Origin of the sequence: Sinorhizobium terangae, assembly GCF_009601505.1 — a bacterium.
In the GTDB taxonomy this organism is placed as follows: Bacteria; Pseudomonadota; Alphaproteobacteria; order Rhizobiales; family Rhizobiaceae; genus Sinorhizobium; species Sinorhizobium terangae.
The window spans coordinates 1-25,426 of sequence record NZ_WITC01000113.1 but is presented as its reverse complement, the minus strand read 5'-3'; the positions used below and the strand labels follow the sequence as shown (position 1 = coordinate 25,426).

The following is a 25,426-nucleotide window of genomic DNA, read 5'->3' as shown; positions in this document are numbered from 1 at the left end:
CGTTCCTGATTTGCAGGCGGTAGACCATGACCAACACTTCTCACGCACGCCCTGCGGGCGGCGAACGATATCTCATCGGCGTTGATGTCGGCACCGGAAGCGCCAGAGCCGGCCTTTTCGACCTCGCCGGCCGGCTGCTGGCATCGGGCAAGCGCGATATCACGCTCTTTCGTGAGGCCGGTTCCATCGTCGAGCAGTCGAGCACGGAAATCTGGTCCGCGGTCTGCGCGGCAGTGCGCGAGGCGGTCTCCGCAGCAGGCGTTGATCCTGCAAAAGTCGCGAGCATAGGCTTCGACGCGACCTGCTCGCTTGTCGTCCTTGGCGAGGACGGGCGGTCGCTTCCGGTGGGACCGTCGGAGGATCCTCAGCGAGATATCATCGTCTGGATGGACCACCGCGCCGTCGACCAGGCGGAGCGCATCAATGCCAAGGGCCACGATGTGCTGCGCTATGTCGGCGGACGCATATCGCCGGAGATGGAGACGCCGAAGCTCCTCTGGCTGCGCGAAAATCGTCCGCAGGTCTTCGACGCCGCCTGGCAATTCTTCGACCTTGCGGACTTCCTGACCTGGCGGGCAACGGGCGATCTTGCCCGTTCCACCTGCACCGTGACCTGCAAATGGACTTATCTCGCACACGAGAAGCGCTGGGATCCGGACTATTTCCGCGCGATCGGACTCGGTCAGCTCGCGGATGAAGACTTCGTGCGCATAGGCCAGCGTGTCGTGGAGCCGGGTACGCCGGTTGGAAACGGGCTGACGGAGAGGGCCGCCGAGGAACTTGGCCTTGCACCGGGCACGCCGATCGGAGCCGGCATGATCGATGCCCACGCCGGCGGCATCGGCACGGTCGGGGTTGACGGCCCTCCGGAGAGCAATCTCGCCTATGTCTTCGGAACCTCCTCCTGCACGATGACTTCCACAGCAGAGCCGGTTTTCGTGCCGGGCGTGTGGGGACCTTATTACTCGGCGATGGTACCCGGCATGTGGCTGAACGAGGGCGGGCAGTCCGCGGCGGGCGCTGCGATCGAGCAGCTTCTGTCCTTCCACCCCGCGGCCGGCGAGGCCCTGGAACTCGCAGGACGCCGCGGCCTCTCGCTGCCGGTCCTGCTGGCGGAACTCGCCGCGCAGAAGGTCCAGACGCTCTCTGAGTCGATCGAGCTGGCAGGCGGAATCCACGTCGTTCCGGAATTCCTCGGTAACCGCGCGCCGTTTGCCGACCCGCATGCCCGCGCGGTCGTCGCGGGGCTCGGGATGGAGAAAGATCTGGACAGTCTCGTGTCGCTCTACGTGGCCGGACTATGCGGCATCGGCTACGGCCTGCGGCAGATCATCGATACGCAGGCGTCATCCGGTGCTCTGATCGACAAGATCGTCATCAGCGGCGGCGCCGGTCAGCTTGATCTCGTCCGCCAGTTGCTTGCGGACGCGACGGGAAAGCCCGTTCTGGCGACGCGCTCGGAGGAACCTGTGCTTCTCGGCGCTGCCATCCTCGGAAGCGTGGCGGCTGGCGAATTCGCGGACGTTCGCTCGGCGATGGCAAGGCTTTCCGGCACGGATCGCACCTACGCGCCCGCCGGTGGTGAAACCGCAGCGCGTCATGCGCTGAGATACGAGGCCTTCAAGAAGCTTCAGTCGTTGGCGCGGGAGATCCGTTAGGCTCGTCTCAAGCCCGCTGCGGGTGAAACGAACGGAGGTCGTAGCTTCAGCTTCCGGGGTGGCGCCTTAGCGCCACCCAAGAGCGGGAGCGACATGCGTCAGGATCGCCTCGATGACATGCGCGTTGTACTCGACGCCAAGCTGGTTGGGGACGGTCAGGAGCAGCGTGTCGGCCTCCGCGATCGCCTCGTCCTTCGCCAGCTGCGCAATGAGGACGTCCGGCTCGGCGGCGTAGCTGCGACCGAAAATTGCCCGGGTCTTCTCGTCGATAAAGCCGATCTTGTCTTCATCCTGGCCGCCTCGTCCGAAGTAGGCGCGGTCGCGGTCGTCCACCAGGGCGAAGATGCTGCGGCTGACCGACACCCGTGGCTCGCGCTCGTGGCCTGCCGCCTCCCATGCCTCGCGGAATGCGCGGATCTGATCGGCCTGCTGCACGTGGAAGGGAAGTCCCGTCTCGTCGTCCTTGAGCGTGGAACTCTGCAGATTCATGCCCAGCTTCGCAGCCCAAACCGCAGTGGCGTTGGAGCTGGCGCCCCACCAGATCCGCTCCCGCAGCCCCTCGGCGTGCGGCTCGATACGCAGCAAGCCGGGAGGATTGGGAAACATCGGTCGCGGGTTGGGCTGAGCAAAGCCTTCGCCGCGCAGCACATCGAGCAGGACCTCCGCATGGCGCCGCGCCATGTCGGCGTCGGTACTGCCCTCGGCTGGCTGGTAGCCGAAGTAGCGCCATCCATCGATCACCTGCTCGGGCGATCCGCGGCTGATGCCGAGCTGCAGGCGCCCGCCGGCGATGATGTCGGCCGCGCCCGCGTCCTCGGCCATGTACATCGGGTTCTCGTACCGCATGTCGATGACCGCTGTGCCGATCTCGATGCGGCTGGTCTTCGCGCCGACGGCCGATAGCAGGGGGAAGGGCGAGCCGAGTTGGCGCGCAAAGTGATGCACGCGGAAATACGCCCCGTCCGCGCCGAGTTCCTCTGCAGCGACGGCGAGGTCGATGGACTGCAGCAGCGCGTCGGACGCCGATTGCGTTTGCGAGTGCGGCGAGGGCGACCAATGCCCGAACGAGAGAAAGCCGATCTTCTTCATGATGGTGTAGCCTGTGACGTTGCAGCCTGTGCTTCATGGCACAAATCCGGCCGGGGATATAGGCATACCATGCGTTGTCGCACTGAGCGGCGATCCGGGCACGTGCACTACCCGACCGCTCAAGCATCCGGCAGGGTGAATACGGAACAGGGCGCCGCGATGCCGCGCAGCGCGTGTTCGCCGAGCGGCACCAGCGGCGTTGTGATCTCGGCGGCGACCGTGCCCGAGATCAGCACAGACCGGCCAAGCGGCCGGCATAGCCCTTCCAGCCGGCTGACCAGGTTTACCGCTGGGCCGATGGCGGTGAAGTCCAGCCGGTCGGCCGCGCCGATATTGCCCCACAATATCTCGCCGACATGCAGCGCCACGCCGAAGGGCAGCGGCGGCAGCCCTTGCGCCTCGCGCGTGGTATCGAGATGGGCCATGCCGGCGCGGGCGGCGACGACCGCGCGCAATGCCGCTCCGCAGGCCTCTGCCGGCGTCCGGGAAACCGGGAAGATCGCCAGCAGGCCATCGCCCATGAACTTCAGCACTTCGCCCCCGAACGCATGTATTGCTCCGGCGACGCGGTCGAACCAGGCGTCGAGGGTAGCGATCATCGCCCCTGGCTCGGTCGCCTCGGACAGGGCGGTGAAGTTGCGGAGGTCAGTACAGAGCAGCACGGCACGGATGGTCTCTCCGGTGCCCCGGCTGAGCGCGCCCGCCTGCACGCGGGCGGCGCTGCGCCGGCCGAGATAGGCCTCGAGCAGCGTTGCAAGTGCCGCCCGCTCGGCCAAGGCGGCCAGGGGCGCGGCGGCAAAGCGTGCGGCCTGACGCAGTTGGGACGTCTCAGCAGGATCGAACGTCCGGCTGCCGGCCCAGCCCAGCAGCAGTCTCTCCGGCGTCGGGCCAACCGTGTCCTCCTCCACCGGCCCCAGCCCGGCAAGCCAGTCGCGGCCCGCCTGGTTGGATGGGCTGCCGGCAAAAGCCAGGGCTTCGATCACCGTCCCGGTCTCCGCCCGCCACAGCCAGGTGCGGCGGGCGACGATCGGGTGCGGTACTGCCAGCGTCAGGGCACCGCCGGTCAACGGAAGACCGTCGGCCAGCAGGCGGCGGCCGAGCTCGGCCAGAAAGCGATCCGGGCCGGGCGACGCGCCGGCCTCGTCGACCAGCCAGGCAAGGGGAGCGGGCAGATCCATGTAGCGATCATAGCGTCATGCTCGCTCACCTGTCATCCGCCCGCATAGCCGTTGCTTGCATCGGGGCCGATCCGGTGAAAAAACATCCAGCAAATTCAATGCGCTGTTGCGACTGCTGTGTGCCTGAAGAAACACGTAACACCATAAGCGGTGGCGTGGCCGGCCGGGTCAGGCTATCATCGGGGCCTGACCCGACGTTTCTCCGTTTGATCGCAGTCGGGCAGCACATCGCAATCACTGGGGGAGACCGATGCCAGAGGCCCTCGTCGTTCGCCGCGAAACACATATTTCAGCGCCGCCCGCCGCGGTGTTCGCCCTGCTGACCGATCCTGAGAAGATCCTGCGCTGGATGGGGACGGAGGCGGATGTCGAGCCGGAGCCCGGCGGGCTCTACCTCGTCAACGTCACCGGGGCGCGTTTCGCCCGCGGCGCCTTCCGCGAGGTCGTGCCGGTCCATCGCCTGGTATACAGCTTCGGCTGGGACGATAGCGACATCGTGCCGCCGGCGTCGAGTCTTGTCGAGATAGACCTCATCGAACAGCCGGACGGAACGCTGCTCAGGCTCACCCACAGCGGCCTGCCCAATGCCGAGCAGTGCGCAGGCCATGAGGAGGGCTGGACCCATTACCTCGATCGGCTGGCCGAGGTTGCGGCCGGGCGCGATCCGGGACCGGACCCCTGGCACGGCCGTACCGGCTGACAAACCGAATGCACTTCCAAAGCCGACCGAAACGCCCGCCTACAGGCCCGGTAGGCAGCAGCAAGCGCCACGGGCGTTCGCGACCGTTGCACGTAGGTCGAAGTCGTGCTTCAAGATGGCCACGTCACCGACATGCGCAATGGCGTTGGCAATGCCAGCCTGGATGCATGTCTCCTCAATGAGGCCGGCGAGCCCGCCAGCTGGCCCATCCACGTTTTGGCGGCGGTCCGAGAGACACTCCATGGCACTCAAAGTTGCGGTCCAGATGGACCATATTTCCTCAATCAACATCGCAGGCGATAGTGCCTTTGCCTTGATGCTGGAGGCGCAGGCGCGCGGACACGAGCTTTATCACTATACGCCCGACCGCCTGGCGATGATTGGCGACAGCGTCTTTTGTGCGATGGAACCGGTCGAAGTGCGTGACGAGAAAGGCAACCATTTCGTGCTCGGCGAGAAACAACGTGCGAACCTGGCCGATGTCGACGTGGTGCTCATGCGTCAGGATCCGCCATTCGACCTGTCCTACATCGCGGCGACGCATATCCTGGAAAAGATCCATCCCAAGACGCTCGTGGTCAATGATCCGGCTGAGGTGCGCAACGCGCCGGAGAAGCTCTTCGTCACCGAGTTCTCGGATCTTATGCCGCCGACGCTTATTACGCGCGACAAGGCGGAAATTGACCTGTTCCGCGCGGAATATGGCGACATCGTCATGAAGCCGCTGTTCGGCCATGGCGGCGCAGCGGTGGTGCGGCTGACCAAGGACGATCTCAACTACGGTTCGCTTTACGATATCTTTGCCACGACCTTCCGCGAGCCTTGGGTTATTCAGCAGTTCCTGCCGAACGTGAAGCATGGCGACAAGCGCATTCTTCTCGTTGACGGCGAGTTCGCGGGCGCGGTCAACCGTGTGCCTGCCGCGGGTGACCTGCGCTCCAATATGGTGCGCGGCGGGGCGCCGACCGTCGCGGACCTGACGAAGAAGGAGCGGGAAATTTGCGAGCGATTGGGTCCGTCTCTGCGTGAGAAGGGGCTCATTCTGGTCGGCATCGACGTCATCGATGACAAGCTCACCGAAATAAACGTCACGGCTCCGACCGGTATTCGCGCCGTGAGGAAGCTTGGTGGACCGGACGTGGCAGCGAAGGTGTGGGACGTGCTGGAGGCAAAGCGGGCGGGGTGATGGTCTTCCCGCCACAGTTCACGTGCAAGGGTGTCACAGTGTCCGGGCAAAACGCGCGGCGCTGTAGCGGGGCTTCACAATAAACTGGTTTCACATCGACGTGAGTTCCGACGCCGGCGTAATGATTTCGTCGAGCATCCACGTTAGACCATTGAAACATGAGATGGTCTAACTGATTTGAAATGACGCAATTCCGGACGGAGAACCGTTACTTTCCTCGAATTGCTCTAAAGCGCGTCACGTTCGATCGGACTTATGCGACGCGCTTTAGGTCATTGCTTTTAGGCATGTCGTTGTCCAAAACCGCTGCACAGTTTTAGGCGACATGCATTAGGTGATGCGGATGGTCAAGTTGATTGCCGCTCTTCTGTCGTTCTTCGCGTTCCTGCCGTTTGCGATCGCGCAGGAGGTCCCTTCCGTGCCTTCGCTGCTCGAGGGTCTTGGGGGCCGCCAGGACCTGACTTCGCTCAAGGCTGTCATCATTGCCCGCAACGGTGAGGTGGTCGCGGAACGCGGCTATCGCGGCCACACGCCCGAGGATTCGACCAACATCAAGTCGGCGTCGAAGTCCATCGTTTCGGCGCTTGTCGGCATTGCGATCGATAAGGGCCTGCTCGAAGGCCCGGACCAGAAAATCGCGCCCATCCTGAAAAGCGACCTGCCGGCTTCGCCAGACCCTCGGATCAACGATATCACGATCGGCCACCTGCTTTCGATGCAGGCGGGACTGGGCCGGATGTCGGGACCCAACTACGGGCGCTGGGTTTCGAGCAGCAATTGGGTCCGTTTCGCACTCGCCCAGCCTTTCGACGACGAGCCTGGAGGGCAGATGCTCTATTCCACGGCCTCTACCCATCTGCTTTCGGCAATTCTCACAAAGGTCAGCGGCAAGTCGACCCTGGCACTCGCGCGCGAGTGGCTCGGTCCGGTCGACGGTTTAGGATCGGCGCCTGGGAACGCGATCCGCAGGGCATTTATCTCGGCGGCAACCAGATGGCGATGAGTGCCCGCTCGCTGCTTGCCTTCGGGGAGCTCTACCGCAATGGCGGCAGGACCGCCGAAGGCCGTCAGATCATTCCCGAAGATTGGATCGAGCTTTCATGGCAGGCGCGTACCAATTCGCGCTTCTCGGGCGACGCCTATGGCTATGGCTGGTTCGCTCGGCAGATCGGCGGCGAGGATGTCCATTTTGCCTGGGGCTATGGCGGCCAGATGCTCTATATCGTGCCGTCGCTGCAACTGACCGTCGTGATGACCTCGGAGGAAAGCGGTCCTTCGGCGCGCAACGGCTATCGCGACGCGCTGCATGGTGTCATGGCCGAAATCGTAAAGACGGTGCGAGCATCCTGAGCGTGGCATGCCCACGGTCGCGAACGCCGTGCGCGCGCCATCACGTTCCGGGCGCGGCGCCGAAGAACAGGAGCCGCGTCAAGAGCACGTAGGTCGATTCCGACACCATCATCCCGACGAAAACCAGGACGAGCAGGGGAGGCAGCAAAATCGCGTAGATCAGTGCGAGGCGCTCCCAGGCCATGTGCATGAATACCGCGACGATGAGGCCGGCCTTGAGCACCATGAAAATCAGGATCAGCGACCAGCGCAGATAACCCTGAAGGCCGACATAGTCGACCAGATAGGAAAAGGTGCTGAGGACGAAGAGCAGGCCCCAGACCAGAAGGTAGAGCTTGATCGGGTGGTGCTGCTGCTGCGCGGCATGCGCCTCTACCGGAGCCATGATGCCCTCCTCACCAAAGATAGAAGAATGCAAAGATGAAGACCCAGACCAGATCGACGAAGTGCCAGTAGAGCCCGGTGATCTCGACGATCTCGTAGTGTCCCTTGCGGCTTGTGAAAAAGCCGCGCCGCTCCGTGTCGAAGTCGCCGCGCCAGACCTTGCGGGCGATGATCAGCAGGAAAATCACGCCGATCGTGACGTGGGTGCCGTGAAAGCCGGTGATCATGAAGAAGGTCGAGCCGAACTGTGCGGCTCCCCAGGGATTGCCCCAAGGCCGCACTCCCTCTGCAATGAGTTTCGACCATTCGAAGGCCTGCATGCCGACGAAGGTGGCGCCGAACAGCGCGGTGATGAGCATCAGCGCGGCGGTCTTGCGGCGGTCGCGGCGATAGCCGTAGTTGACGGCCATCGCCATGGTGCCGCTGCTGGAGATCAGGACGAAGGTCATGATGGCGATCAGGATCAGCGGCACCTCGACGCCGCCGATCTCGAGTGCAAAGACCTCGCTCGGGTTCGGCCAGGGCACGGTGGTCGCCATGCGCGCCGACATGTAGGCGATGAGGAAGCAGCCGAAGATGAAGGTGTCGCTGAGGAGAAAGATCCACATCATGGCCTTTCCCCAGGAGACATTCTTGAATGCCCGCTGGTCCGAAGCCCAGTCGGCCGCCAAGCCAGCGAGACCGGATGGGCGGGGGAGCGTTTCCAAGGAGGACGGTTTGAGTGGAGCGGACATGTCAGCGTTCCTATGTCAGCAATTGACGGCAGAGATCGACAACGTCATTGGCCCAACCGGAAAAGAGGGCGAAGAGGACCAGCCAGACGGCCAGCATGAAATGCCAGTAGGTGGCGCAGAGCCCGATGGAGAGGCGTCTCCGGCGGTCGATCGGCGCATCCCACGTGCGCAGGATGACGCGTCCGAGGACCGCGAGCCCGCCGATGATATGCAGGCCGTGCATGCCGGTGAGCATGTAGAAAAAGCTGTTGGCGGGGCTGCTGGTCAGAAAATACCCGGCGGAAGCAAGCGCGCGCCAGGCGAAAAGCTGTCCGACGAGGAAGGCGAGGCCGGCGGCGAGCGCAACGAGCAGGCTGGTCCGGGCCGCTTCCTCGTTCCGCCGCTCGGCTTCGAGCTTTGCCCAGTGCAGGGTGATGCTGCTCAAGGCAAGAATGCCGGTGTTGGCCCAGAGAAAGCGCGGCAGCGGCAGCGGCGACCAGTCGGAAGAAGCCATGCGCATGAAATAGGCGCTGATGAAAAGCGTGAAGAGCGCGCCGACCACGGCGAGAAAGACAGCGAGGCCGATTTTGGCGGGCGGAACCGGCTCGCCACTCCGATGGTCGTGCGTATGCCCCACTTCCAGCCATGGTTTGGAGGCCAATCGCTGTTGTGCCAGCCACCACGCGATGATGGCGGCGATGACCGCCAGGAAGACCAGCACGACCGTCATGAGGCGGCCTCGTGGCTCACGCGTCCCGGCCCAGGCTGGTTCTGGGGGATGAAATCCTCCGGCGCGCCGGGGACGCTGTAGTCGTAGGCCCAGCGATAGACGACCGGCAGTTCCTTGCCCCAGTTGCCATGCGGAGGTGGTGTTTCAGGCGTTTGCCATTCGAGGGTTGTCGCGCGCCAGGGATTGCCACCGGCCTCCCTCCCGTGGCGCAGGCTCCAGACGAGATTGAAGAGAAAGACAATCTGGGCTGCGCCCACGATGAACGCCGCGATGGTGATGAAGGCGTTGAGGCTGTGCACCGATTCCGGCACGAATGCCGTTTCGCCGATTTCGTAATAGCGGCGCGGAACGCCGACGAGGCCGACATAGTGCATCGGGAAAAAGATCGCGTAGGAGCCGAGGAACGTGATCCAGAAATGCACCTGGCCGAGCGCCTCGTTAAGCATGCGCCCGGTGATCTTGGGATACCAGTGATAGATCGCCCCGAAGATGACCAGAATCGGCGCGACGCCCATGACCATGTGGAAATGCGCGACGACGAACATGGTGTCGGAAAGCGGCACGTCCACGACGACATTGCCGAGGAACAGCCCGGTCAGTCCGCCGTTGACGAAGGTGACGATGAAGGCAAGCGCGAAGAGCATCGGCAAGGTCAGGTGGATGTTGCCCCGCCAAAGCGTCAGCACCCAGTTGTAGACCTTGATTGCCGTCGGCACGGCGATGATCAGCGTTGTAGTGGCAAAGAAGAAGCCGAAATAGGGGTTCATGCCGCTGACATACATGTGATGCGCCCAGACGACCATGGACAGCGCGCCGATGATGACGATCGCCCAAACCATCATGCGATAGCCGAAGATGTTCTTGCGCGCATGGGTGCTGATGAGGTCGGAAACGATGCCAAAGGCCGGCAGGGCGACGATGTAGACCTCCGGATGGCCGAAGAACCAGAAGAGATGCTGGAACAGGATCGGACTGCCTCCGCCATATTGCAGTTGCTCGCCCATCTCGGCGATCGCCGGCATGAAGAAGCTGGTGCCGAGCAGCCGGTCAAAAAGCATCATGACGCAGGCGACGAACAGTGCCGGGAAGGCGAGCAGGGCCATGACCGTGGCGGTGACGATGCCCCAGACCGTCAGCGGCATGCGCATCAGCGTCATGCCACGGGCGCGGCCTTGCAGCACAGTGACGACGTAGTTGAGGCCGCCCATCGTGAAGCCGATGATGAAGATGATCAGAGAAGAGAGCATCAGGATGATGCCCCAATCCTTTCCGCCGGGCGTATTGGTCAGAATCGCCTGGGGCGGATAAAGGGTCCAGCCGGCCCCGGTCGGCCCGCCGGGAGCGAAGAAGCTGGCGACCAGCACCAGCACCGCGAGCAGGTAGATCCAATAGCTCAGCATGTTCGCGTAGGGGAAGACCATGTCGCGGGCGCCGACCATCAGCGGGATCAGGTAGTTGCCGAAGCCGCCGAGGAAGAGCGCTGTCAGCAGATAGATCACCATGATCATCCCGTGCATGGTGATGAACTGGTAGTAGCGATCGGCATCGATCCACGCGAAGGCACCGGGGAAGCCGAGTTGCAGACGCATCAGCCAGGAGAGCACAAGCGCGACCATGCCGATGGCGATCGCCGTCGTTGCGTATTGGATGGCGATGACTTTCGCGTCCTGGCTGAAAACGTATCGGGTCCACCAGCTGTGCGGATGATAAAGTTCAACATCCTCGACTTCGGCGGGCGGGATGGCCTCGCCAATACCGGACCGGACGTCGACCATCATGTTCCTCCCAGTTCCTGTGTTTACCCTGGCGCCGCTATTGCGCCGACGAGGCGTCGGCCGTGACCGCCCTCGGGCTATCGTCGGACGACGCCGTCAATTGCGAAAAGGTCTGTTGCTCGGCGAGCCACGTCTGGTAATCGGCCTCCGTATCGACCACCACCGTGCCGCGCATCTGCGGATGGCCGACGCCGCAGAGTTCGGCACAGAGAATCTCGAACGTGCCTGTCCGCGTCGGCGTGAACCAGAAATACGTCACCATGCCGGGCACCATATCCATCTTGGCGCGGAACTCGGGCACGTAGAAATCATGCAGGACATCGACCGAACGCAGGAGAACCTTGACGGGTTTTCCGACCGGCACGTGCAACTCGCCACCTTCGATGATCAAGTCGTCGAGGGTCGCTGCGTCATTGCGGTTAAGGCCGAGCGTGTTCTCGGGCGCGACGTCACGGGTTTCCGACGTTCCGAGCTTTCCGTCCTTGCCCGGCAGCCGGAAACTCCACAGCCATTGCTGGCCGACGACTTCGACTTCCGTTGCCGCCGCCGGAACAGTGATGAACTGGTTCCAGACGAAAAGACCCGGTGCCAGCATGGCGATGACGCCAACCGTCGTGCTTACGGCGAGCCAGCTTTCTAGGCGCTTGTTTTCGGGTTCATAGGCGGCCTGGTTTCCGGGCCGATAGCGGAACCGGAAAACGCAATAAGCCGTGAACAGGACAACCGCGACGAAGACGAAGCCGGTGATCCAGAAAGTTATGATGAGAGTATTGTCTATGTAATTCCAGTTGGAGGCGATTGGTGTCCACCACCAGGGACTCAACAAATGGAACAACACTGATCCGGCGGCCAACAAAACCAGAATCACCACCACGGCCATTTCTTGTCCCTCCTACCGCAATCGGCTGTGGGCATGAATACGCAATCCGTAGAGTTCCGATCGCGATTATTGCACGAACGGAAAATAGTCGCAAATCGCCCGAAAGGGTTGTCGTCCGGGTCCCCTTCGCGCTTTGGTATTGCTTATTGCGAATATTGTTTGAGGTAGGCGAGCAGATTGGAAATGTCAGTGTCGTCCTTCAGACCGGGAAAGGCCATTTTGGTTCCTTTCACCTTTGCCTTCGGATCGTGGAGGTATTCGCGCAGCGTCGCCTCGTCCCACTTGAGGCCTCCCTTGCCCGCCTCGACCATAGCCGGCGAGTAGCGGAAATTGGGATGTGTGCCGGCCGTCCTGCCAAGGACGTGATTGAGCGATGGACCAACCTTGTTGGTGTCCTTGTCGACGACGTGACAGGTCTGGCATTTCTTGAAGACGGTTGCGCCAGCCTCGGCGTCGCCCTCTTGGGCGAGGGCCGTCAGGGGACAGAGCACGAGTGCCGAAAAGGAAAGGACAACAACAGGAATTCGCATGACACTTCCTCAATTTCGCCGGGCGCGGGGGCAAGGAAGACGCTCGTCAAATCGTTGTATTGGCGGTGTTTGCTTCTCTCGCTGGTGGCGCGCCGAAGGCGGGTTGATAACTGCGACAAGAACAAAACTAAGGCCCACTTGGCAGAAGTCAATTGCCATGTCGGGGCGTGTCCAGCGCTGCCCAGCGCCTAGCCTTTGTGCAGTCCTGCCGCTTTCTGCGGCGCAGCCGGATCAGATGCGATTGCCCTCTGTGTCGAAGAAATGCAGGTAGTGCGTGGGAAAGCGGACAGGGACGGTGCCGGAGGCTGTCAGGAAGGACCGGTCGTTGGTGAAGGCCTTGAAGCTCGTCCGGCCGAGCGACAAATGCAGGATGATGCCGAATCCGGTCGGCTCGACGAGATCCACGGTCGCGAGCAGGCTGTCCGGCCCGTGACCCGCAAGGACGACGTGTTCCGGACGGATGCCGAGTGTCGCCGGAGCATTATCCGGGATCGACGGCGACGCGTCGAGCGGAATGCTGACACCTCCTTCCGTCTCGAAATTCGACCTGTCGCCGGCACGATAGGTGCCCTTGAAGAAATTCATGCCGGGAGAGCCGATGAAACCCGCCACGAAGAGGTTGGCGGGACGGTCGTAGAGCTCGAGCGGGCTTCCCACCTGCTGGACGACGCCGCCGTTCATCGCGACGATGCGGTCCGCCAGCGTCATCGCTTCGATCTGGTCGTGCGTCACGTAGATCGACGTGGCGCCGAGATCCTTGTGCAGTTTCTTGATTTCGGCGCGCATCTGCTCGCGAAGGCGCGCATCGAGGTTGGAAAGCGGTTCGTCGAAGAGAAAGGCCTTCGGCTGGCGGACGATCGCCCGCCCCATGGCGACGCGCTGGCGCTGGCCGCCGGAGAGCGCGCGCGGGCGGCGCTCCAGCAGTGGCTCAAGGCCAAGCTTAGCGGCGGCACCGGAAACGACGGTGGTGATCCTGTCCCTGGCGGTCTTGCGCAGCCGAAGGCTGTAGCTCATGTTCTTCTCGACCGACATGTGCGGATAAAGCGCATAGGACTGGAACACCATGGCGATGTCGCGGTCCTTCGGCGCGAGCTCGTTGACGCGCTTGCCGGCGATGCGGATTTCGCCGGCAGTCACGCTTTCGAGCCCCGCAATCATACGCAGAAGGGTGGACTTGCCGCAGCCCGACGGCCCGACGAGCACGACGAACTCGCCGTCGCGGATCTTGAGGTCCACGTCGTGCAGCACCGGATGGATGCCGTAGGACTTCTGGATGTTGGCGATATCGATGGAAGCCATGGGTAATCAGCCTTTGACCGCGCCGGCCGTGAGGCCCTGGACGAGATAGCGTTGAATGAGCAGGAAGAAGAGGCAGGCCGGGATCAACGCGAGCACGCCGGCCGCCATCATCTGCCCGAAATCGACCGAGAACTTCGACACGAAGGACAAGAGGCCGACAGGGAAGGTCGCCTGTTCGTTGCCGGAGATCAGCATCAGCGAGAACAGCAGTTCGCTCCAGGCTGCGGTGAAGACGAAGCCGAGCGTCGCGGCGATGCCGGGCAGCGTCAGCGGCAGGATGATCTGGCGGAAGGCGACGAACTGCGTGGCGCCGTCGATCATCGCCGCTTCTTCCAGATCCTTCGGAATGCCGTCGAAGAAGGACTGCATCAGGAAGGTGGCGAAGGGGACGTTGAACGCGGTGTAGACGATGACGAGGCCGGTGAGGCTGTTGGTGAGCCCCATCGGCGAGAGGATCTTGAAGATCGGCGCGACCAGCATCACCAGCGGGAACATCTGGGTAAGCAGCATCAGGGTCACCAGCCAGTACTTGCCGCGGAAGCGGAAGCGCGAGAGCGCGTAGCCCGAGAGTGAGGAAAGGATCGTCACGATCACCGCGGTCGAGCCCGAGACGATCAGGCTGTTGCGGAAGAAGACCGGGAAGGCGCTGTGCCTGAGCACGAAGTCGAAATGCTCGAAACTCGCCCGCGACGGCCAGAGCCGGACACCCTCGGTGTAGAGCAGATCGTTCGGCGTGACCGCAACCTTGAGCAGCCAGAACAGAGGGAAGAGCGCAAAGGCGATATATGCGAGGATCGCCAGGCGATGCGCAATGGTGAGGAAGGCAGATTTGGGGCGCATCGGTCTCAATCCTTGCTCAAGAGCCACTGTCTGAGGATGACGATCAGCAGCGAATAGGCGAGGAGCAGCGCCAGGAGCACGAGCGCGATCGCCGAGGCATAGCCGAAATCGAGCCGCTTGAACGCCTGGGTGAAGATGTAGCTCGCGACGATCTGCGTCCGGTCGGCCGGACCGCCATTGGTCATGACGATGATGAGGTCGGCGAAATTCGAGATCCAGACGGTGCGCAGGAGAATGGTGATCGCGATCGTCGGGGCGAGGAACGGAAGGGTGATCGAAAGGAAGCGCTGGACCGGTCCCGCCCCGTCGATGCTGGCGGCCTCGTAAAGATCGCGCGGGATCGCCTGCAGCGCGGCAAGCAAGGTGATCGCGAAGAAGGGGATGCCCCACCAGATATTGGCGACGATCGGCCCCCACATAGCGAGCTGCGGATCGGACAGGATATTGGCCGGCTGGCTCATGAGGCCGAGCCCGTAGAGCCAATGCGGCAATGGACCGACGACCGGATTGAACAGCCAGGCCCAGTTGAGACCGGCGAGGAAACTCGGCACGGCCCAGGGCAGGAAGACGAGCGCCTGGGCAATCGCACGGCCGCTGAAAGGCTTGTCGAGCAGGAGCGCTAGGATGAGGCCGAAGGTGAACTGCAGCAATACGGAAGCGCCGGTCCACCAGAGCGTGTTCCTGAGCGCGCGGAAAAACGCCTGGTCCTCAGACAGTGCCCTGAAGTGATCGAGACCGACAAAGGCGCCGGAGAACGGGTTGAGCAGCTGGATATCACGGAAGGCATAGGACACGCCGAGGACCAGCGGCACGAGCATGACCGCGACGATCAGGATCAGTGCCGGCGCGCTATAAAGATAGGGCGCGGAGGCGTCGGCGATACGCTTCATCAGCGGCGGACGAATTGCGTGCAGGCCGTCATGGCGTGCGGCATAGGCCATCGGTCAGATATTCCCCTTCATGGCCGCCTATTCCGGGCATGCCTTGTTTCTTGTCATTTTTGTTGGGCGGCGGCAGGATGAAACCCGCCGCCGCGTATCTGCGTCTTACTTCTTGTTCGCCAGGTATTTCTGCTGCGCCTTGGTCAGGTAGTCCGCCCACTGATTGGCGAGCTCTTCCGGCGTGATGTCGCCGAGCAGCGCTTCCTGGGTCGTCTTGATCGCCAGCGAATCCTTGAAGAAGGCGAACTCTTCGAGGTAGGTCGGCATGACCGTCAGCACGACATCCTTGTCGGCGAGTTCATCGAACCAGCCCTTGAACTGCGGGCTCGCGTAGAAGGGGTCCTTCTCGGCCGACTTGTGAACCGGCAGCGCGCCGGTACGCTTGTTCCACTCGATGTTACCTTCCGGGCCCTCGAGCGTTTCGATCAGCTTCCAGGACAGATCCTTGTTCTGGCTTGCGGAAAGCATCGACCAGCCGGCAAAGCCGATCGTGGTGAACGCCTTGCCGCTTGGGCCCTTCGGCATTGTGGTGACGCCGAAATCATCCGGCTTCATGCGCTGGGCAATCGCGATCAGAGCATCCGGGTCCTGGTCGAGGAAGGCGCAGGTGCCGCTGTAGAAGCCGGCGACGATTTCGTTGAAACCCCAGTTGACGCTGTCCTTCGGCGCAAGGCCCTTCTTGTAGAGGTCGATGACCCAGGTCAGGCCCTTCACCCAGCCCTCGCTGTTCATCGTCGAGGTGCCGTCTTCGTTGAAGAACTTGTTGTCGCCGGCCATGGTCGCGCCGAACATCACCCAGCCGTTGAGGCCGCCCGGGCCGCCGCGCAGGCAGTAGCCGGATTTGCCGGGCAGCTCGGAGACTGCCTCGGATGCCTTTACGAAGTCGTCCATCGTCTTCGGCGGTTCGGCGACGCCCGCCTCGGAAAGCAGCTTCTTGTTGTAGAACATCGCCCGGAGATAGAAGCCGTAGGGCAGCATGTAGGCGGTGTCGTTGACGTCGCGGCCGAGTTCGAGCGCCCGTTCCGTGAGACCGGAAGTATGCTCCCACTTTTCGAGATAGGGTTCGAGGCTTTCGAGCATGCCGTTATTGGCGTAAAGCGAGAGCCAGGTGTCAGGCATTTCCATGACATCCGGCACTTCGCCGGCCGAGACCATGGTCGCGAATTTCTGGAAGGCTTCACCCCAGGGCAGCGAAATGATCTCGACGGTGGTGCCGGGGTTTGCGGCCTCGAACTTGGCGACGATCGACTTTAGCGTCTCGGTGCGCTCGGGGCTGGTGATGACCTCGACGAGCTTCAGCTTCGTGTCTGCAAGCGCGCTGCCGGCCATCAGAGTGGCGAGCAGGGTTGCGGTGATCAGTTTCCTCATTTTCAGTTCCCCTTTTCTTAGGTGTTCGGGTGCTGCTGTGTCGTCAGCCTTCATGAAGCGGCGGCGATCGCCGCTTCGAGATCGCTCCAGAGGGCCTCCGTTCCCTCCAGGCCGACATGGAGCCGTACCGACCGCGGAGAAATGCCGAAGGCGGCCGCGGAATTGGGCTGGGCTTTCTGCGCCAGAACGACTTCGCCCGGCACGATAAGGCTTTCGTGGCCGCCCCAGGAAACGCCGAGCTTGAAGAGTTCGAGGTGATCGGCGAAACGGCGCACATCGACGCCCTCGCGGAAGATGAACGAGAACAGGCCGGACGTGCCGGAAAGACCCGGCGGCAGGTGATTGCCGAGGCCGGGATGGCAAACCGTTTCGACCAGCGGGTGGCTCTGCAGGCGCTGAGCGACGGCGAGAGCCGAGCGTTCGTGCGCCTTCATCCGGATCGGCAGCGTGCGCAGCCCGCGGATCAGGAGCCAGGCATCGAACGGTGAAAGCTTGCCGCCGAGGTAGGGATAGGCTTCGGAGCGGATGCGGCCGATCAAATCCTTCGAGCCGGCAACGACGCCGGCGACGACATCGCTGTGGCCGCCGAGATATTTCGAAGCCGAGTGGATGACGAGATCGACGCCGAGCGAAATCGGCTGCTGGAAAACCGGGCTTGCCCAGCTGTTGTCGATGGCGGTGACAATGCCCTCGGCTTTGGCGAGCGCCGCAAGGGCGGCAATGTCGTGGGTGTCCATCACCCAGCTCGTAGGGCTTTCCATGTAGAAGAGTTTGGCGCCGGGCAGCGCCTTTGCCACCGCCTCCTCGTCGCGTCCGTCGACATAGGTCACTTCGACGCGCATGCGCTTCAGGTGCGTGCCGAACAGGCGGAAGGCGTCGGGATAGACATGCTTGACCGCGACGATGCGATCGCCCGGCTCGACGAAGGAAAGAACGGTCGACGAGATCGCCGACATGCCGCTCGCGAATCCGAGGGCGTCCTCGGCCCCCTCGAGCTTCGCCAGCATCTCCTCGAACATCCTGACGGTCGGGTTGAGGCCCCGGGTGTAGATCGGCCGAACCCGCTCGCCCCGGTAGGAGGCGACCATTTCGTCATAGTCCTTGAAGGTGAAAAGCGACGTCTGGACGATCGGCGGCACGACGGCGTCGAAGGCATTGCCTTCGTCATGTGCGACGATGAGGGACGCTGCGTCGAACGGATCGAAGCCGTTGTTCATTTAGACATTTCCTTGATGTCTTCCTCGACGATGGCGAGGATTTTCAGTGTTTCCAGGCGCGCTGCGTCGGAGTCCTGCGCCGCGATCGCGTTGAAGAGCATACGGTGGAACGGAAAGGAGCGCCGCGCAAAATCCGGCCGGTCGAAGGGCTTCTCCCAGAAGCGCTCGAAGGCCTCGCGCATCTGCTCGAGAAGCTGGCGGAAGAGCGGGTTGTGGGTGGCGTCGTAGATCGCGAGATGGAAGGCCAGGTCTTCCGGACCGGACGTGCCCTTGGCGAGATGCACGCGCTCCATCTCGTCAAGCTTTGTCTCGATGTTGATGAGATCCGCATCCGTGCGGCGGCGCGCGGCTACCATGCCGGCCTCGACTTCGATGCCGCGCCGGACTTCGAGCGTCTGCAGCAGTGCGTCGCGCAGGTGCTCTGTGTCGAGCGCCAGCGGCATGTGAATCGTCGCGCCGGAAATGGCGCGCAGCAGGTAGGTGCCGCTGCCTTTTCGCGCCTCGACGACGCCGAGTGCCTGGAAATGGCTGAGAACCTCACGGACCGTGGAGCGCCCGACGGCGAGCGCCGCCATCAACTCACGCTCGGCCGGTAGCCGATCGCCCGGCTTCAGGCCCGAGCGTTGAATGTAGTCGGCAAGCGCGGAGATCACCTGCTGCACCCGGTCGACGGGGGGCAGGGGCAGGAGCATCGCTTTGTCCTGCTGCGGCATGCGGGCTCTCCGAGACCAGAATTGGTCTGACATCCGAGCAATATGCGGCTCATGTCAGGCGCGGTCAAGCCGCAATGTGCGTGCCGCGCGGCATGCCAACAGATCGGGGCGGAACGGCGTGGCGCCTTGGCGCACACGGGCTTGACGGCTCGTCTGAACCGGCGCGATATGGTTCGAGGAGCTGTCAGATGAGATATTTTGCCTGCATTGGCCTTGCCGTAGCCGCGATCGCTTCCGGTCCGCTGGTGCACGAGGCGAATGCGCAGATGCGGACAGGGAAGGGCGAATATTACACCGGCGTCCAGCGCAAACCCTGGCCGGGTTACCTCTTCTTCTGGATCACCGGCCGCGATCGCGCGGCTGCCCTTGCTGCGGCGGAAAGCAATGCCGCCGGCGACAGGCAGCCGCCGCGGAAGAGCAGGAAGTATTGATGCATATCGTCCAGACGTGTGCCGCGGTGTTGGACAGCGGCTACGTGCACCGTCTGAAAAGACCGGCGGCGCTCAGGTGGCTTCTGAGCGTCGGAAGCTCGAACGATACTGAGCCGGGGTCACGCCGAGGCGCTCACTGAAGACAATCCGCATCCTGTCGGTGCTCCCGAAACCGCAGTCATACGCTATGGTCTTCAATTGGCGGTCGCTCCCTTCGAGGAGATTGCGGGCTGCGTCGATGCGGGCGCGCTCGACGAACTCATGAGGCGTCATCCCGGTTGCCTGCACAAAATGCCGGGCGAAGTTGCGTGCGCTCATTCCGACCTGGGCGGCAAGAGAGGCGAGCGTGTGGCGGTCCCGGATATTCGCCATCACATGGTCCTGGATTCTTGCCGCCGGCGAGGCCGGATCATTCGGCGCGGTGAGATAGGGACTGAACTGGGATTGTCCCCCCTGACGTTGAGCAACGACGACCAGTCGCTTGGCAACGAGCAGGGCAATCTCCGCTCCGTGCCGTTCCCCGACCAGCGCCAGCGCCAGGTCGATTCCTGCCGTCACACCGGCCGATGTGACAAGGCGGCCGTCGCGCATATAGATGGCATCGGGATCAACCTGTGCGGCAGGAAACGTGGCCGCGAGCTTCCCGGCATTTTGCCAATGCGTGGTAACGCGCCGCCCATCGAGCAATCCGGCATGCCCCAAGGCAAAGGCTCCGGTACAGATCGACCCGTAGGTGCTGGCGCGAGATGGAGCCAATGCCAACCATCCGATCAGGCGTTGATCGGGCTCTCCATGGACCAGGGCCGGGCCGCCGGCGACGAGCAGGATCTCAAAACCACCCGACGCGTCCTCGAATGCCAGATCGGCCATCATCAACATGTTGTTCGACGCCCGCAGCGGATTGCGATCAGCCGCAACCACAACCGTCTCATAGCGATTTTCCGGCGCGATATAGGCGTTAGCCTCGGCGAACACGTCGATCGGGCCGGCGACGTCGAGAGCCTGGACGCCTTCGTGAATAACGATTGCAACCTTTGTAACGACCATGTTTGCGCGATCGTGCTGGCGAGATTCGGCGTGTGCTTGTCCTGATCCGCCGAGTGCGTCGAGTTGCGGCCTCGACCCTCGGGCGGTTACAACCGGTGAGGATCGGCTGAGGCCAAAATACTTATGGCTCGATCCGAATAATTGCAACGAGAGCTCATCTTGCGTGTCGGTTCACGCCACGGCGGAGCTCTGTCTTGAGAGGTGTAAGCGATGACGGAGATTGTTGCCGGTGTCCGTGTTCCCGACAGCGCGATTGCTCGTGCTGCCACCCAACTCGTCCGCGACACAGAGGACGACCTTCTCTACAACCATAGTCGCCGGGTGTTCTTTTGGGCCGCGCTAACCGGCGAGCGTCGGGGCCTCGACTACGACGCCGAGCTGCTCTACCTCGGCGCCATGTTTCACGACATGGGGCTGACGGAACGCTACTCCAGCCCGAATTTGCGCTTCGAGGTCGACGGCGCGAATGCGGCTCGGGATTTCATGAAGAGCTACGGCGTTGCCGAACGCGATATCGAGGACGTCTGGACCGCCATCGCGCTTCACACCACCCCCGGCATACCCGAGCACATGCGTCCGACGATCGCGCTAGTCACCGCCGGTGTCGAAATGGATGTCCTTGGGATCAACTATCATGCTTTCTCGCACGAACATCGGCATGAAGTTTGCGCCTGCCATCCACGTGAGGCGAATTTCAAAGAGAACATCATCGACCACTTCGCTGAAGGCATCAAAAAGAAGCCGGAGACGACCTTTGGAAACGTCAAGGCTGACGTGCTGGCACTGAAGGACCCGAATTTCAAGCGTATCAACTTCTGCTCGATCATTCTCGGCTCCGCATGGCCGGCTTGATTGCGCGTTGATCGCCTTCTTCTTCCTGTCTGCCGGGCGCATTCCCTATGACATCGAAGCGCCCGGCATCTGAATGATCAAGCTGCACCGAAGGGCGCATCGTCATGAGCAAGATTTCTGGAGTGGAAATCCCCGACAGCAGGCTGGCGCGCGAGGCTACGGAATTCGTGCGCGATACCGAGAGCGAACTCTTGTTCCTCCACTCGACCCGCGTCTTCTTCTGGGGCGCCTTGGCCGGGAAAAGAAGGACCTCTGGTTCGATCCCGAACTGCTCTACGTGGCCGCGATGTTTCACGACATCGGGTTGACGACCGCATATCGTGAAAGTCAGCTTCGCTTCGAAGTGGACGGCGCCACCGCCGCTCGTGACTTCCTGCAGGCACACGGCATTTCCGAATCCGATGTCTGGAATGCAATTGCACTTCACACGACTCCCGGGATCCCCGAGCACATGCACCCGGAGATATTTCTCGTCCAATCCGGGGCTGGAATGGATGTCGTCGGGCGCGGCTTTGACGGTTTCAGCGAAAGCGAGCGACAATCCGTGGTATCCGCCTATCCTCGAGGCGCCGACTTCAAAAACGGGATCATCGATGCCTTCTACGAGGGCATGAAGCACCGACCGCAAAGCACCTTCGGCACGTTCAAGATGACGTCCTCGCATTCAAGGATCCTTCGTTCCGGCGCACCAATTTCTGTTGCCTGATCTTGCACTCCCATTGGGAGTCACTAGAGCGCCGTGCGTTCAAATGAACGCCCAAAGGACGCTCTAGCACTTTGATTCCAGAGCATCTTATTCGCTTTCAGTGATTCTACTTGAAAGCGGGATGCTCTAGAGGGGGACCCGTGTGACGTCAGGTGATCCGCCTGACTACAATTCCCTAGGCGGCAAGCGCGAGCAGCTTGGCGATCGCCTGCTGGTCAAAGCCGCCGATCCCCTCGCGGATATCGGCGGCAATGGCCTCGGCGACGGCGTCCTCGTCGCGGCGCCTCAACGCATCGATTGCCTCGCGATGACGATCGACGACGTAGAGTTCGGCGACATGTTCCATGGCGATGCCGAGAATGGGTCCGAGCTGCAGCCACACGCTTTCGATCAGCGGCATGGCGATCTGGTCGGGATTGGCCATGTAGATCTGCCGGTGGAATTGCTGGTTGGCGATCAGCGCCGCCGCCTTCTGGCCAGCGAGGATCGCGGCCTCGATGGCGTCGTCGGTCGCGACGATACGGTCAATCTGCCGGTCTGAAAGGTGGGCGACAGCCCTGCGCGCGGCGTGGCTTTCAAGCACGATCCGTAGCGAAATCAGCTCCTCGAACCGTGCCGGCGTGATACGCGGCACGACGATGCGCCGGTTTTCGAGGAAGTGCAGGGCGCCGATCGAGGTCAGCTGTCGCAGCGCTTCGCGCACCGGCGTCGGGCTGCTCTCCAACGCTTCGGCCAGTCCACGGATCGTAACCGATGTTCCCGGACGGAAAGCGCCGACCATGATTGCCTGCCTGAGGCGCGCAAAGGCGTAATCGTGCGTGGTCATGCCTTCCGGCCGTTCCAACGCCGGCAAAACAAGGGCTTTCAAGATTGCGATTCCTCCTGCCACGTCGGTTCGCGCGGCTGATAGCACCGGTCAAGCTTGACTTCAAATCGTGAACTATGTCAATTTTCTAAAAATGTGATCACAAAACAAGAATTGAGATATGTCTCTAGAGGCGGAAGATCCAAGCGCATTCAAGCTCTGGCTGGAACAGAACGGCCCGATCGAAAGCATCCAGGCGGTCATCTGTGACCTGAACGGCATCATGCGCGGCAAGCGTGTCCCGGTCGAACAGGCCTCCAAGGTCCTCGGCGGCGGCATCCGCATGCCGCTCTCCATCGTTGGCGTCGATGTCTGGGGAGAGGACATCATCGGCAGCGAACAGGTTTTCGCGACCGGCGACCGCGACGGCATATGCGGTGTCACCGGGCGAGGGGCGTTGCCGGTCAACTGGACGTCCCGGCCGAGCGCCCTGGTGCCGCTCTGGCTCTTCGTCGAGGACGGCAAGCCGTTTCTCGCCGACCCGCGTCAGGCACTTGCGGCAATCGTCAGGGAATACCGCGAACTCGGCTTGCGTCCCGTCGTCGCCACCGAGATGGAATTCTACCTGATCGACCCGGAGCCCGACAGCGCGGTGCCGCCGATCTCGCCCTATACCGGCAAGCGGCTCGATTCCGATGCGATCCTGTCGATCGACGAGCTTGATGATTTCGGCGAGTTCTTCTCCGACGTTTACAAGGAATGCGCGCGGCAGAACGTGCCGGCGGATGCGGCGATCGCCGAGAACGGTATCGGCCAGTTCGAGATCAACCTGCTGCACACCGACGATCCGCTGAAGGCGGCGGACGACGCGATCTTCTTCAAGCGTATCGTCAAGGGCGTCGCCCGCAAGCACGGGCTCGCCGCAACCTTCATGGCCAAGCCCTACGGCACGCGATCCGGCAATGGCATGCACATCCATTTCAGCTTGCTCGACGAGGAGGGCAACAATGTCTTCGACGACGGCAGCGACGAAGGGTCGTCCGTGCTGAAGCATGCGGTCGCCGGCCTGTTGCGGGGAATGGCGGAGACAACGCTGCTCTTCGCGCCGCACTTCAACTCCTACAGGCGGCTCAGGCCCGACACGCATGCACCGACCTCGATTTCCTGGGGATACGAGAACCGCACCTCGGCCATCCGCATTCCGGGCGGCAATCCGGCAGCGCGGCGCATCGAACATCGGGTCGCCGGTGCCGACGCCAATCCCTACCTCGTCATCGCCGCGATCCTCGGTGCCGCACTCGTCGGCATCCGCAACAAGTGGAAGCCAGCGGCCCCTGTTGAGGGGCGAGCCTATGACGCGGAGAAACTGCCCAAAATTCCTGCCGAGTGGGGGCAGGCGGTCGATGCCTTCGAGGCCGGACCGATTGCCGCCGAGATCTTCGATCCCGTGCTTCGCTCCATGCTGATCGCCTGCAAGCGCCAGGAGATCGCCGGCTTTGCCGAGCAGGTTACGGACTATGAGTTCAGCGCCTATCTGGAAATCGTATGATGGCAAGCGCAAAGAAATCCTACGCTGGCGACGGCAGTTACCCGACGAGCTATTACGCCGCCTCCCGCAACATCATCCGTACCCCGGTCAGGCTTCAGGGCCGCACCGATACCGACATCTGCGTCGTCGGCGCCGGCTATTCGGGCCTGTCGACGGCAATCCATCTCGCCGAAAAAGGCTACAAGGTCGCTGTGATCGAAGGCGCGCAGGTGGGGTGGGGCGCTTCGGGCCGCAATGGCGGCCAGGTGGTCAACGGCCTCAACGCCAGCCTGTCGACGATCCAGCGCCGCTACGGCGAGGACGCGGCCCGTTTCATCGGCGGCCTGGTGCAGGAGGGTGGGCGGATCATCCGCCGGCTCGTCAGCCAGTACCAGATCGACTGCGACCTGAAGCCCGGCAACATCTATGCCGCCTATACCGCCGCGCATATGAAGGAACTGGAGGCCAAGCAAGCGCTCTGGCGCAAATACGGAATGGACGACCATCAGCTTCTCGACCGCGAGGCGCTCAGAAAGCTCGTCAATTCCGATGCCTATTGCGGCGGCATGCTCGACACGACGGGCGGCCACATGCACCCGCTCAACCTCGTCCTCGGCGAGGCCCGTGCCTTCGAGGACCTGGGCGGCACGATCTACGAGATGTCGCCAGTTGTCCGCGTCGACCACGAGGCAGCACGGCCGACGGTCTACACGCAAGAAGGGGAGGTCAACGCCCGCATCGTCGTACTCTGCGGCAACGCCTATCTCGGCGATGCCGTGCCGAAGCTCGTCTCGCGGGTCATGCCCGTCTCGACCCAAATGATCACAACGGCGCCGCTCGGTGAGGAGCTCGCCCATTCGCTGATCCCGAGTGACATGTGCGTCGAGGACGTGCGCTATATTCTCGACTATTTCAGGCTGTCGGCCGACAAGCGCATGATTTTCGGCGGCGGCACCGTCTATGGCGGCACGGATCCGGCGGATGTCGTAGCCAAGCTCAAACCCAATCTCGAAAAGGTTTTTCCGCGGCTCAAAGGCGTGAAGATCGACTACGCCTGGAGCGGCAATTTCGCGCTTTCCTTTACGCGCGTGCCGCAGATGGGGCGCATCGGCGCCAATACCTATTTCGCCCATGGCTATAGCGGCCATGGCGTCACCGGTTCCCACCTTTTCGGCCGCACGCTCGCCGAGGCGATCGATGGCGACACCGCGCGTTTCGACGTCTTCGAGAAGCTGCCGTGGTATCCGTTCCCGGGCGGGCGGATGTTCCGCGCGCAATATTCGACGATCGGTTCCTGGTGGTATTCCTTCAAGGATGTTGTTGGCTGGTGAATGGCCGAAGTTGCGACGGACGCGCGCTTCAAATCGATTCCTTCCCGGCCGGTGATGCGGTAGAATTTTTCGGCCGGACCGCCTGACCGGCGCATCCAGATTGGGGGCGATGTCCGGCGTGCCGCCACAGCGCCGCGCGTCTTATCAGACGCGCAAAGGACGCTGTAGCACTTTG

At 62.6% G+C, this 25,426-nt stretch carries 23 protein-coding genes and 2 pseudogenes; 9 read left to right on the top strand and 16 right to left on the bottom strand.

The window, feature by feature from the left end; all coding sequences use genetic code 11:
* Nucleotides 1-26 precede the first annotated feature (26 nt).
* Nucleotides 27-1,658, top strand: coding sequence for an FGGY-family carbohydrate kinase (locus GHK62_RS25420; protein WP_153441801.1), 1,632 nt, complete (start codon nucleotides 27-29; stop codon nucleotides 1,656-1,658).
* 66 nt (nucleotides 1,659-1,724) lie between these two features.
* Here GHK62_RS25420 and GHK62_RS25415 read toward each other — a convergent pair whose 3' ends face one another.
* Complete coding sequence (locus GHK62_RS25415; RefSeq protein ID WP_153441800.1) at nucleotides 1,725-2,747, bottom strand: LLM class flavin-dependent oxidoreductase; 1,023 nt, start codon at nucleotides 2,745-2,747, stop codon at nucleotides 1,725-1,727.
* A 119-nt stretch (nucleotides 2,748-2,866) separates the two neighbouring features.
* Nucleotides 2,867-3,925: an adenylate/guanylate cyclase domain-containing protein gene (locus tag GHK62_RS25410; RefSeq protein WP_153441799.1), complete on the bottom strand. Its 1,059-nt coding sequence runs from the start codon at nucleotides 3,923-3,925 to the stop codon at nucleotides 2,867-2,869.
* Nucleotides 3,926-4,175: 250 nt separating this feature from the next.
* On the opposite strand from GHK62_RS25410, the gene GHK62_RS25405 reads away from it, so the two are divergent.
* The 3 genes and pseudogenes from GHK62_RS25405 to GHK62_RS25395 all read left to right on the top strand — a co-directional run bounded on the left by GHK62_RS25405 (nucleotide 4,176) and on the right by GHK62_RS25395 (nucleotide 7,161).
* The gene (locus GHK62_RS25405; RefSeq protein WP_153441798.1) at nucleotides 4,176-4,625 is read left to right on the top strand and encodes an SRPBCC family protein; all 450 of its coding nucleotides are present in this window, start codon (nucleotides 4,176-4,178) and stop codon (nucleotides 4,623-4,625) included.
* A 241-nt stretch (nucleotides 4,626-4,866) separates the two neighbouring features.
* Nucleotides 4,867-5,811 carry a glutathione synthase gene (gene gshB, locus GHK62_RS25400; RefSeq protein ID WP_153441797.1) on the top strand — a complete coding sequence of 315 codons (945 nt, stop codon included), beginning with the start codon at nucleotides 4,867-4,869 and terminating at the stop codon, nucleotides 5,809-5,811.
* Nucleotides 5,812-6,154: 343 nt separating this feature from the next.
* Nucleotides 6,155-7,161 (top strand): annotated as a pseudogene (locus GHK62_RS25395) (serine hydrolase domain-containing protein).
* Between the two features lie 40 nt (nucleotides 7,162-7,201).
* Here GHK62_RS25395 and GHK62_RS25390 read toward each other — a convergent pair.
* From GHK62_RS25390 to GHK62_RS25335, 12 genes are all read right to left on the bottom strand, one after another.
* Complete coding sequence (locus GHK62_RS25390) at nucleotides 7,202-7,546, bottom strand: cytochrome C oxidase subunit IV family protein (protein WP_153441796.1); 345 nt, start codon at nucleotides 7,544-7,546, stop codon at nucleotides 7,202-7,204.
* Between the two features lie 10 nt (nucleotides 7,547-7,556).
* Nucleotides 7,557-8,279, bottom strand: a complete 723-nt coding sequence (locus GHK62_RS25385; RefSeq protein WP_153441795.1) for a heme-copper oxidase subunit III family protein — start codon at nucleotides 8,277-8,279, stop codon at nucleotides 7,557-7,559.
* A 10-nt stretch (nucleotides 8,280-8,289) separates the two neighbouring features.
* The gene (locus GHK62_RS25380) at nucleotides 8,290-8,988 is read right to left on the bottom strand and encodes a cytochrome c oxidase subunit 3 (RefSeq protein WP_153441794.1); all 699 of its coding nucleotides are present in this window, start codon (nucleotides 8,986-8,988) and stop codon (nucleotides 8,290-8,292) included.
* Nucleotides 8,985-10,766 (bottom strand): cytochrome c oxidase subunit I, encoded by a 1,782-nt coding sequence (gene ctaD / locus GHK62_RS25375; RefSeq protein ID WP_153441793.1) that lies wholly within the window; start codon nucleotides 10,764-10,766, stop codon nucleotides 8,985-8,987. The genes GHK62_RS25380 and ctaD overlap by 4 nt, the downstream gene beginning before the upstream one ends.
* Before the next feature lie 34 nt (nucleotides 10,767-10,800).
* Complete coding sequence (locus tag GHK62_RS25370; RefSeq protein WP_153441792.1) at nucleotides 10,801-11,643, bottom strand: cytochrome c oxidase subunit II; 843 nt, start codon at nucleotides 11,641-11,643, stop codon at nucleotides 10,801-10,803.
* 143 nt (nucleotides 11,644-11,786) lie between these two features.
* Entirely contained in the window at nucleotides 11,787-12,173 is a 387-nt protein-coding gene (locus GHK62_RS25365) for a c-type cytochrome (RefSeq protein WP_153441791.1), read from the bottom strand.
* 231 nt (nucleotides 12,174-12,404) lie between these two features.
* Nucleotides 12,405-13,472, bottom strand: a complete 1,068-nt coding sequence (locus tag GHK62_RS25360; protein WP_153441790.1) for an ABC transporter ATP-binding protein — start codon at nucleotides 13,470-13,472, stop codon at nucleotides 12,405-12,407.
* A 6-nt stretch (nucleotides 13,473-13,478) separates the two neighbouring features.
* The gene (locus GHK62_RS25355) at nucleotides 13,479-14,312 is read right to left on the bottom strand and encodes a carbohydrate ABC transporter permease (protein WP_153441789.1); all 834 of its coding nucleotides are present in this window, start codon (nucleotides 14,310-14,312) and stop codon (nucleotides 13,479-13,481) included.
* Between the two features lie 5 nt (nucleotides 14,313-14,317).
* Nucleotides 14,318-15,253 (bottom strand): carbohydrate ABC transporter permease, encoded by a 936-nt coding sequence (locus GHK62_RS25350; RefSeq protein WP_153441788.1) that lies wholly within the window; start codon nucleotides 15,251-15,253, stop codon nucleotides 14,318-14,320.
* A gap of 105 nt (nucleotides 15,254-15,358) precedes the next feature.
* Entirely contained in the window at nucleotides 15,359-16,621 is a 1,263-nt protein-coding gene (locus GHK62_RS25345; RefSeq protein WP_153441787.1) for an ABC transporter substrate-binding protein, read from the bottom strand.
* A 50-nt stretch (nucleotides 16,622-16,671) separates the two neighbouring features.
* On the bottom strand, nucleotides 16,672-17,838 hold the full coding sequence (locus GHK62_RS25340) for a PLP-dependent transferase (RefSeq protein WP_153441786.1): 1,167 nt from the start codon (nucleotides 17,836-17,838) through the stop codon (nucleotides 16,672-16,674).
* Nucleotides 17,835-18,551 carry a FadR/GntR family transcriptional regulator gene (locus tag GHK62_RS25335; RefSeq protein WP_153441785.1) on the bottom strand — a complete coding sequence of 239 codons (717 nt, stop codon included), beginning with the start codon at nucleotides 18,549-18,551 and terminating at the stop codon, nucleotides 17,835-17,837. Before GHK62_RS25335 ends, GHK62_RS25340 begins: the two co-directional genes overlap by 4 nt.
* A gap of 188 nt (nucleotides 18,552-18,739) precedes the next feature.
* Here GHK62_RS25335 and GHK62_RS25330 point away from each other — a divergent pair, with 188 nt between their 5' ends.
* The gene (locus GHK62_RS25330; RefSeq protein WP_153441784.1) at nucleotides 18,740-18,982 is read left to right on the top strand and encodes a hypothetical protein; all 243 of its coding nucleotides are present in this window, start codon (nucleotides 18,740-18,742) and stop codon (nucleotides 18,980-18,982) included.
* Between the two features lie 72 nt (nucleotides 18,983-19,054).
* On the opposite strand, the gene GHK62_RS25325 is transcribed toward GHK62_RS25330, so the two are convergent.
* Nucleotides 19,055-20,029: a GlxA family transcriptional regulator gene (locus GHK62_RS25325; RefSeq protein WP_153441783.1), complete on the bottom strand. Its 975-nt coding sequence runs from the start codon at nucleotides 20,027-20,029 to the stop codon at nucleotides 19,055-19,057.
* A gap of 210 nt (nucleotides 20,030-20,239) precedes the next feature.
* On the opposite strand from GHK62_RS25325, the gene GHK62_RS25320 reads away from it, so the two are divergent.
* Both GHK62_RS25320 and GHK62_RS25315 read left to right on the top strand, forming a co-directional pair.
* Nucleotides 20,240-20,881, top strand: a complete 642-nt coding sequence (locus GHK62_RS25320; RefSeq protein ID WP_153441782.1) for an HD domain-containing protein — start codon at nucleotides 20,240-20,242, stop codon at nucleotides 20,879-20,881.
* A gap of 104 nt (nucleotides 20,882-20,985) precedes the next feature.
* Nucleotides 20,986-21,634: pseudogene (locus GHK62_RS25315) on the top strand (HD domain-containing protein).
* A gap of 128 nt (nucleotides 21,635-21,762) precedes the next feature.
* On the opposite strand, the gene GHK62_RS25310 reads toward GHK62_RS25315, so the two are convergent.
* On the bottom strand, nucleotides 21,763-22,455 hold the full coding sequence (locus GHK62_RS25310; RefSeq protein ID WP_153441781.1) for a GntR family transcriptional regulator: 693 nt from the start codon (nucleotides 22,453-22,455) through the stop codon (nucleotides 21,763-21,765).
* A gap of 118 nt (nucleotides 22,456-22,573) precedes the next feature.
* On the opposite strand from GHK62_RS25310, the gene GHK62_RS25305 reads away from it, so the two are divergent.
* The gene (locus tag GHK62_RS25305; protein WP_153441780.1) at nucleotides 22,574-23,941 is read left to right on the top strand and encodes a glutamine synthetase family protein; all 1,368 of its coding nucleotides are present in this window, start codon (nucleotides 22,574-22,576) and stop codon (nucleotides 23,939-23,941) included.
* Nucleotides 23,938-25,251: an NAD(P)/FAD-dependent oxidoreductase gene (locus GHK62_RS25300; protein WP_153441779.1), complete on the top strand. Its 1,314-nt coding sequence runs from the start codon at nucleotides 23,938-23,940 to the stop codon at nucleotides 25,249-25,251. The genes GHK62_RS25305 and GHK62_RS25300 overlap by 4 nt, the downstream gene beginning before the upstream one ends.
* The last annotated feature ends 175 nt before the right edge of the window (nucleotides 25,252-25,426 follow it).